Source organism: Robiginitalea sp. (assembly GCF_049588695.1).
GTDB lineage: Bacteria > Bacteroidota > Bacteroidia > Flavobacteriales > Flavobacteriaceae > Robiginitalea.
Genome location: NZ_JBAVZJ010000353.1, coordinates 1 through 8,403, shown reverse-complemented (window position 1 = coordinate 8,403; position 8,403 = coordinate 1). Strand labels below are relative to the sequence as shown.

The window sequence follows — 8,403 nt, the reverse complement described above, 5'->3', positions numbered from 1 at the left end:
CGCCCGCTGGACATGCTCAGAACCGTGGTCAATGTCACCGGCGATGCGATGGTATCAATGCTGGTCGCCAAATCTGTTGGCAAACTGGGTAAGCCTGTTGAAAAGAAATGGGATGACCATTTGGATGAAGTAATGCACAAAGACGACTTATGAATATTTGTTTTTTAATGTATCCCTGGGAGGAAATTGACCCGGCCAACGATACCAGTCTGGCGCTGATCCACGAATGTGTAAGGCGGGGGCACGGTGTGGCCATTTGCACTCCGGCCAACCTGACCATCCGAAACAGTGTAACAAGCTCCTTTTGTACAGTTATCAATCGGATGGAGAAGGTTCCTTCCAATCTGAAAGCTTTTTACAACAAGGCCAAAGTACGGGAAGAGATGCTGCCCCTTGCAGGGTTTGATGTTCTCTTTATGAGGGCAAACCCCCCATTGGACCCTTTGATGCTCAATTTTCTCGATTCCGTAAAGGACGATGTTTTTATTGTCAATTCCCTTCAGGGACTTCGGGAGGCCAACAATAAGTTATACACGGCTGCCTTTGGCGATAGTCACTCCAATATTATCCCGGTAACGCATGTATCCAAGAACAAGAAATACCTCATACAGCAGATCAAGGAAAGCAAAGCGGACAAGATGATTTTAAAGCCCCTGAATGGCTTTGGGGGTTCCGGAGTAATCCTGATCGAAAAATCGGCCATGTCCAATATCAATTCCCTACTGGACTTTTATATCACCAACGGAGATGGCACCTCTAGCTATGTCATCCTTCAGGAATATATTGAGGGGGCAGACAAGGGGGATATACGCATTCTGCTGCTCAACGGGGAACCTATCGGTGCTATGCGACGTATTCCGGGGGAAGAAGACCATCGCTCCAATGTATCTGCCGGAGGATCGGTGGCCAGACATTCCCTGACAAAAGAAGAAAAAGCCCTTTGCAAGCAGATTGGCCCTAAACTGGTCAATGACGGGTTGTACTTTGTCGGTATTGATGTTATAGGGGGAAAGCTGGTAGAGGTCAATGTTATGTCTCCCGGAGGTATTACCTACATGAACAAAGTGTACAAAACGAAAATCCAGTCGCGGGTCATCGATTTTATCGAGAGTCGCGTTTTGGATCAATTACAGGCCTTTGACAGGAGGTCCAGGCTGCGTAAAGAGGTAGATGATGCGTAGGCTGACTCCTGAGGAAATGGTTGGGCTCATCCGTTCGGAGACTCCCTTTGAGGCCGTAGCCAGCGATTATTCTTTTCGCTTAAAAGTGGCTGCGTACGCCCCTTATATTTGCGCCGCAGTACACGATGGCAACCAGTTTAGAAAATCCCTCTGGGACAATTGTACCCATTCCGCCTATGAGCGATGGTACGAGGAAGATCCCTGCACAAGGGAATTAATCGCATCCCATCCCATTGTGATTTCGGGTTCTGACAGCCGTTTTGAATACGATTTAAACAGGCCTCCCGAGGACTGTATTTTCGAGGATGCCTGGGGCAAACCGCTTTGGAAAACCAAACTTCCGGAGGTGGAAAGAGGGCTAAGTCTTTCGAAACACAATGCTTTTTATCGGGTTGCCCACGCTTTGACGGCCCAGATTGAATCGAAATACGGGGCGGCTTTGGTTTTTGACATGCACAGCTACAACTGGAAGCGTTGGGAGCGGGAAGTACCGACCTGGAATCTGGGAACCACCAATATCGATAATTCCCGTTTTGGGGTTTTGGCAGAGTCCTGGAGATCCAGGCTCGCACAGATTCAATTGCCAAATGGGATTCCTTCGACAGCCCGTATTAACGACGTATTTTTTGGAAAAGGCTATTTTTTAAAGTCCCTCACCGATACTTTTGAAAACACCCTGGTCCTGGCTACGGAAATCTCGAAAGTCTATTGTGATGAAACCACGGGTATAATATTTCCTGAAGTCGTAGATTCCGCGGCGCGTCAATTAAAAGAATTAATACCTTTGCAGCTCACTGAATTCCAGGAATATCTATGATTGAAGTTGCCCTGCAGCCCGAGCTCAAGGAGCGGTATAAAACTATTTTTGAGATCGACGCCCATCTCGACCGACTGGTTCAGCGGATTGAACTGCTCAGTTATATCAATCCCCTGAATGCCGAAAAGGAAAAACATCGGTTCTTCGCCTCCAAATACAATGAGGACCCCCAGTTTAAATACCCGAAACTCAAGTTTGATCCCTATAAACTACACCAGTTATTCTTTTCGCATCGCCTGGACCAAATAGAGGATGAAAGTATAAGAAATCTCTATAAGGAAGTGATCTACTTCTACTCCAATATGGTCCAGTGTATAGAGACCATAGGGGATGGAAAGGACTTTTATTACAATTCCCTGCGCGTCTACGGCACGCCTACAGACCGGGACGTACAAAATGCAAAATTTATTCTCCATTTCGATGAGGATCCCCCGTCAGAGGCCATGGAAAGGAAATTTACGCCTAAACAGGCTTATACTTATTTTACGGAATTCGCACAGGCTTATTCCTTTCCGCTCAATATCCGGCTGACCCCGCATATCGCTGCCGATGCCATGGTAAGCAACAGTACAAGGAGCATGCTTTTAAAGCGCAATACACGCTTTAGTGATAATCAACTACTCACACTGGCCCATCACGAAATAGGCGTACATATGGTGACGACCTTTAACGGTTTGCAGCAACCCCTGCATATTTTTTCCAACGGTTTCCCCAACAATGTTGAGACGCAGGAAGGGCTTGCTGTTTTTAGTGAATACATGGGTGGGGCACTTACCATTAAAAGACTTAAAGAATTGTCTTACCGTGTATTAGCTACACATACATTAAGTAAAGGTTTTAGTTTTTCTGACACCTTTGACCTGATTCACAATCAGTATAAACTGAATCGGGAAGCCGCCTTTAACATCACCCTGAGGGCGCACAGGGGAGGTGGTTTTACCAAAGACCGATTATACCTCAGCGGACTCCGGAAGATTTATAAACGCTATCAAAAAGGAAAGTCTTTGGAGCCGCTTTTGTCCGGAAAGGTCTCCATGGAATACGAGCAAGACATCCTGCATTTACAAAGTCTGGGACTCAGCCAAAACGGACCTCATGAATCCCTGAGTTTCCGCGAGAAAAATATCGAAAACCCTACCCTGGATTTTATTCTCAACAACCTGAAGTAATCAGGAGGTTTGCAGGAATTTGGCATTCACTTCCGCATTGGGAACCATACACTGCTGCTTCTTGCCAAAAAGCCTGTAGCGATTTTTGGCAACCAGGTCGTAAATACCATCGCGAACCGAGCGTGGTATCCATCCCAATAACGCGGGTGCCCACCCATAGCCTTTTATATTTCGGGCTATTTCGAGGGCAGCGTCGGATTTTACAAAATAGGCTATTCCCGGGTCTATAAAAATAATGGAATCCAATTGTGAGGTATCCACCCTACGCTCTTTGAGCAGGTCTTCGGCTATGGCGCTTTGCAGGGGTGCGAATCGAAAAACATCAGCCTGATCCCGCCTGATTATCCATTGCACCGCACCATTACAGAGGTTGCAGACCCCATCGAACAAAATAATCTTTTTTCCCGATTCTACTTGCACAAAACAAAGGTAGGGGATATGGGGGAAACGATTGCATAAGATTTGTCCGGGGCGCATCAAGCCTTTTGTTTGTAGGTTCCTTTAAATCAGGGGACGGTTCTGCAGGCCCTGGGTGTGATTTCAAATTGCGGGAAGGGGCTCTATCTTTCCTCAGGGAGGGGAGGGTTCCCCTCTGAGTCTATGACTTCCGGGAAGATACCAGTTCCAATTGGTCTATTGAGACCTCGGTGGTGAACATACCGTAATTAACCAAAGCCTTTTGTTTTTCAATCCGGTCAATGCTCCCGACCGATTTGGAATCCGAAAGGCGCACCTGGTCTCCAATTTTCAAAACCGGCCTTGGTTTTTTCGCTTCAGATTTCTCAGCGCTCCGCTTTTCAGCCTTTTTCTTTTTCCGAATTGTTTGAACCTCCCGCTGTAATTCCTTCTTTACCGACTCCGGGGGCTGGGTAGTTTCCTTTGCAGGTTTGGAAGCCTTTGGTTTCCGTTTGCTGTTCTCAGTTTCTACAATCCGCAAAAGATCCGAAATCAGGGGGCGCTTCTTTTTAGTCTTGTAGTATTTTTCTGCCGCCTTATCCACCCGGGTGCCCAGGTGAATCATGCGCTGGTTGTAATCGTAGAGTTCCTGGTAACTGCTCAGTTTGGACTGAATTTTTTCATTCAGGACTTCCAGCTTCTGTGCTTCTTCTCGAGCCCTGGACTCTTCTTCCTGTAACCGGTCTTCGGTTCGTGCCATTTTGCTCCGCTCTTTCTGCAGTTTGGCGATTGTCTGGTCAAACCGGAGCTTTCCCCTGGCCACTTTTTTACGGGCTTTGTTGATAAGGCTATAGGGGATTCCATTTTTCTGGGCTACTTCGAAGGTAAATGAGCTTCCCGGCTGTCCCATTTCCAGTTGAAAAGTAGGCTCGAGGGTTTTGCTGTTAAAAAGCATATTTGCATTTGAGGCATGGGGGAGCTCATCTGCAAGCGCTTTTAAATTCGCATAATGCGTGGTGATTACGCCAAAAGCGCCACAATCGTAAAAGGTCTCAAGGAAGGTTTCAGCAAGGGCCCCTCCGAGTTCAGGATCACTCCCCGTTCCGAATTCATCGATTAAAAAGAGGGTGTCCTCATCGCATCTTCGCAGGAAGCGATTCATATTCTTCAGTCGATATGAATACGTACTCAAATGGTTTTCTATGGACTGATGATCTCCTATATCGGTTAAGATCTGGTTAAAAAAGCAAGCCGTGCTGCCTTCTTTAACCGGGATGAGTATGCCACTCTGAAGCATGAGCTGCAGGAGGCCAATTGTTTTAAGGGTGATACTCTTGCCTCCTGCATTGGGCCCGGAAATCACAATGATCCGGTTCTCAGGATTCAATTCCAGTGTTTGAGGCCATGTTTTCTCACCTCTTTCTTTGTTGTTGAGCAGCAAAAGTGGATGATAGGCCTGCAGGAGCAACAGCTCATTATCCTTATTTATTTCCGGGAGTATACCACCTATATCCCGGGCCAAAAGGGCCTTGGCAGCACACAGGTCGATTTCTGCGAGTATATCCTGATATTCCTTGAGGTCCTGGATAAAAGGACGCAGTTCGCCTCCCAAATTTCGCAGAATGCGCTGGATTTCTTCTTTTTCCTCCAGGTAACAGAGCTGCAATTCCCTGGAATGCACCAAAGCCGCCTCAGGGGCAATAAATACAATACTCCCGGTTTTTGAGGTGCCCAGGGCGCTTCCTTTTACTTTCCTTCGGTACATTGCTTTGACGGCAAGGACTCTTTGGTTTTCGAGGGTGGATTCCCGGATTTCATCCAGATATTCTAGTTTCGAATACCGGGAAAGGGCAGCGTTGAAGCTTTGATTTGCTTTTCCCTGTAACCCCCTTATTTGTCGGCGAAGGATTGCGAGTTCGGGAGAGGCCGAGTCTTTAATCTCCCCATGCTTGTCGATGACAGCATCAATACACTCAGGGATCTCTTTTTTGAAGGGTACCTGGCTTGCCCATTGCTCCAGCAATGGAAAATACTCGATGAATTTTTTTAAATACCGCTGGTGTTGCTCAATTAATCGCGCGATAAAGGCAAATTTCCGGAAGGCTTCTACCGGAAGTAAGCTGTTCTCGATCCGGAGGGCTTCCAGTTCCATGTCAATGGACTCAAATCCATGGTTAGGCAACCTGTTTTCGCTTTCGAGGGAAGTGAGGTATTCCCTTGTACGGCCCAGGGATTCCCTGAGCAAAGCCTCATCCCTAAAAGGAATGAGTTCGTCTGCAAGGGCCCTGCCCGGACCTGTAACGCAGCGCGATTTCAGAAGCGCACAGACTTCCGGAAACTCGAGGTCCTCGAGCGTTTTTTTAGATACTTTATTCATAGGTTTTTAAAACAGTTCAAAGTTACGCATTGCTATTAATTCTGTCCCGTCTCTTCCCACATAACCTTTCTCATCATATCCTGTGGCTTTTAACGCTGCTTTTTGTATCTTTAAGAGGCTGTAATAAATCTTTTTATGTGCCCGGAGGAGAAGTATAATACAGACGCATGGATACGCATCAGAAGACTACCTTATCTGATAGCCATGGCTATGGAAGGAGCAGGCAGAAGTGGTATTGCCGGATCTGCCAGTGAACGACTGGCTATGACCCATGGTTTGGCCGAAGGGCGCATTACATTTCCGGACAATCCATTAATTCCCGCCATTGTCCCTGAAGCCGAAAATGAAAGCCAGCAATTAGCCGATACTTCTGCCAAACACGATGAGATTATGGATTGTCTGGACAGAATGGGAATCCGCGAACATTCTGGGTTATTAAACCATATTTTTAGGCTAATCCCTCTTGTTCTTTCAGACCTTAAGGCACATGAAAGCCCAAAGACCATTGAAGAATATAAAACCTGGACTCTGAATCTCGCCGAGCGCATCGCAAAAGCGGGTAAGGAAGGTACTGTTTGGGGGTTTGGTGGTGAGTGGTTTAGTAAAAGGGAACGGGATTTTTTTAAGAACCTCTATACGGCCATGACAGCCTGATTTTGTTGGAAGATTGAAAGAAACCTGACCATTATGAAGGTATCCATTGAGGGCGGCTGGAAACCGCTTTTAGCACCTGAATTCGATACTCCATATTTTAACAGTCTGGTTTCCTTCGTTCGGAAGGAGTATCAAGAGTACCAGTGCTATCCCAAAGGGAGCGATATATTTGCTGCCTTTGCCCATTGCCCACCAGACAAAGTCAGGGTTGTGATTTTAGGACAAGACCCCTATCACGGGCCCAATCAGGCAAACGGATTGTCATTTTCCGTGCGCAATGGGCTGCGGCATCCTCCTTCATTAGTCAATATTTTTCGGGAAATTCAGGCTGATACAGGGGCGGAGTATCCTGAAAGCGGAGATCTCACCCGCTGGGCAGAACAGGGCGTCCTAATGCTCAACGCCGTTTTAACCGTCCGTGCAGGATCTGCAGGAAGCCATCGCAACAAGGGATGGGAGACCTTTACCGATGCGGTGATCCGAAGGCTTTCGGAAACCCGGGAAGGTTTAATTTTTCTCCTCTGGGGAGGGTATGCCAAAAAGAAAATTCCGCTGATCGATCTCCATAAACACCATATCCTCACTTCGGGGCATCCTTCCCCTTTGAGCGCCAACAGGGGGTATTGGTTTGGCAACAGGCATTTTAGCAAGGTGAACGAGCTATTGTTGCTTAAAAACAGTCCTCCCATTAGCTGGTAAAACTTCTTAAGCCCTTCGAGAGAATGAACTTTAACGGGCCTTGTACATTTAAGGCATTTTTAAACGGTTTACGGGGGTTATGGTGTTGAGACCCTTACAACTCTTTGGGATTCCAAAGCGTATTCTCTACAGGTACATTATTCGATAAAAGATTTAATTCATTAAGTGTATCTATCACTGATTCAAGTTTTTCACTATTTAATTGTTCCTGGCTCCAGCGTGTAAGTGACAACCACTCCCGGATGTCGGCAAGGGTCTGCCCATAGTGATTGGAAAGGGTTCTGTCAATGCTGGGGATTTGCTTGAATTCGGAAGTGTATCCATTAATAATTTCCAGAACGTCCAGGAGAACGCCAGGTTCATCCCGGGCAAAATCCGATCTGGCCACAATTACAAAACAGGGCCAGGGGGTAGGGCATACTCCAACCCTTCGAAATACCCCCTGATCCACAAGGGGCTGGGTTGTAAATTTTTCCCACATAAAATAATCTGCCCGCGCTTCCCCCAGTGCCTGAACAGCTCCTTCCATGGTATTGATCACTTCAAATTGAAGCGTATCTTCAGGCCAGGCCATATTTTTGGCATGAACAAAAGCCATAAGATGACTGCCGCTTCCATACCTGCTGATTGCAGCTTTTTTGTTTACCAGTTGCGCCTGGGTCGTAATCGAACTTTGCGCATGTACGTGAACTCCCCAGAGTAGGGGGGTAGCGATATACTCCTGTGCGATGAGGGCCTCGAGCCCTTCCGATACCGCCCTGACGTACCCTTCAGTCAGCAAAATGGCTATATCTGCCTTTCCTGAATTCAATAGCTTCACCATCCTCCCTGTGCCCTCAGGGACATCGGTCCACTCCAGGTTTATACCGCGTTCCCGAAAGGCGCCTTCATCCATGGCCAGGTGCCAGGGTAAATTAAAGTGTTCCGGCACCCCTGCAATTTTTATTATTCTATTCATAACACTTAGGGAGGGTTTAGGCTGTTGTGGTTAGATTCCTCCACGTTGGTCGAATCATATGATCTACGGCTGATGCCGGGTCTGAACTAAAGGTGCCCGTAATTCGATTGGCCAGAATGCAGTTTACCGAGGCGGCTTTGTGACCCATAAGG

Annotated in this window: 8 protein-coding genes; 5 read left to right on the top strand and 3 right to left on the bottom strand. The window is 47.1% G+C overall.

Annotated features, from left to right (window positions below):
• Positions 1 to 149 precede the first annotated feature (149 nt).
• Genes gshB through WBV75_RS08580 form a run of 3 tightly spaced genes read left to right on the top strand, consistent with a single transcriptional unit; the run spans position 150 to position 3,167 of the window.
• A complete protein-coding gene (gene gshB / locus WBV75_RS08590; protein WP_424120219.1) occupies positions 150 to 1,181 on the top strand; it encodes a glutathione synthase in 1,032 nt (343 codons plus the stop codon).
• On the top strand, positions 1,171 to 1,998 hold the full coding sequence (locus tag WBV75_RS08585) for an N-formylglutamate amidohydrolase (protein WP_424120218.1): 828 nt from the start codon (positions 1,171 to 1,173) through the stop codon (positions 1,996 to 1,998). Before gshB ends, WBV75_RS08585 begins: the two co-directional genes overlap by 11 nt.
• The gene (locus WBV75_RS08580) at positions 1,995 to 3,167 is read left to right on the top strand and encodes a flavohemoglobin expression-modulating QEGLA motif protein (RefSeq protein WP_424120217.1); all 1,173 of its coding nucleotides are present in this window, start codon (positions 1,995 to 1,997) and stop codon (positions 3,165 to 3,167) included. Before WBV75_RS08585 ends, WBV75_RS08580 begins: the two co-directional genes overlap by 4 nt.
• Here WBV75_RS08580 and WBV75_RS08575 read toward each other — a convergent pair whose 3' ends face one another.
• Positions 3,168 to 3,587, bottom strand: coding sequence for a thiol-disulfide oxidoreductase DCC family protein (locus WBV75_RS08575; protein ID WP_424120216.1), 420 nt, complete (start codon positions 3,585 to 3,587; stop codon positions 3,168 to 3,170).
• A gap of 178 nt (positions 3,588 to 3,765) precedes the next feature.
• Positions 3,766 to 5,940 (bottom strand): endonuclease MutS2, encoded by a 2,175-nt coding sequence (locus tag WBV75_RS08570; RefSeq protein WP_424120215.1) that lies wholly within the window; start codon positions 5,938 to 5,940, stop codon positions 3,766 to 3,768.
• A gap of 135 nt (positions 5,941 to 6,075) precedes the next feature.
• Here WBV75_RS08570 and WBV75_RS08565 point away from each other — a divergent pair, with 135 nt between their 5' ends.
• Entirely contained in the window at positions 6,076 to 6,594 is a 519-nt protein-coding gene (locus WBV75_RS08565; RefSeq protein WP_424120214.1) for a hypothetical protein, read from the top strand.
• A 33-nt stretch (positions 6,595 to 6,627) separates the two neighbouring features.
• Positions 6,628 to 7,293, top strand: a complete 666-nt coding sequence (ung, locus tag WBV75_RS08560) for a uracil-DNA glycosylase (protein ID WP_424120213.1) — start codon at positions 6,628 to 6,630, stop codon at positions 7,291 to 7,293.
• 94 nt (positions 7,294 to 7,387) lie between these two features.
• Here ung and WBV75_RS08555 read toward each other — a convergent pair whose 3' ends face one another.
• Positions 7,388 to 8,251, bottom strand: coding sequence for a substrate-binding domain-containing protein (locus tag WBV75_RS08555; RefSeq protein WP_424120212.1), 864 nt, complete (start codon positions 8,249 to 8,251; stop codon positions 7,388 to 7,390).
• Between the last annotated feature and the right edge of the window lie 152 nt (positions 8,252 to 8,403).

Coding starts and splice junctions, on each gene's coding strand:
- gshB (WP_424120219.1), top strand. CDS start 150: ATGAATATTTGTTTTTTAATGTATCCCTGGGAGGAAATTGACCCGGCC.
- WBV75_RS08570 (WP_424120215.1), bottom strand. CDS start 5,940: ATGAATAAAGTATCTAAAAAAACGCTCGAGGACCTCGAGTTTCCGGAA.
- WBV75_RS08580 (WP_424120217.1), top strand. CDS start 1,995: ATGATTGAAGTTGCCCTGCAGCCCGAGCTCAAGGAGCGGTATAAAACT.
- WBV75_RS08555 (WP_424120212.1), bottom strand. CDS start 8,251: ATGAATAGAATAATAAAAATTGCAGGGGTGCCGGAACACTTTAATTTA.
- ung (WP_424120213.1), top strand. CDS start 6,628: ATGAAGGTATCCATTGAGGGCGGCTGGAAACCGCTTTTAGCACCTGAA.
- WBV75_RS08585 (WP_424120218.1), top strand. CDS start 1,171: ATGATGCGTAGGCTGACTCCTGAGGAAATGGTTGGGCTCATCCGTTCG.
- WBV75_RS08565 (WP_424120214.1), top strand. CDS start 6,076: ATGTGCCCGGAGGAGAAGTATAATACAGACGCATGGATACGCATCAGA.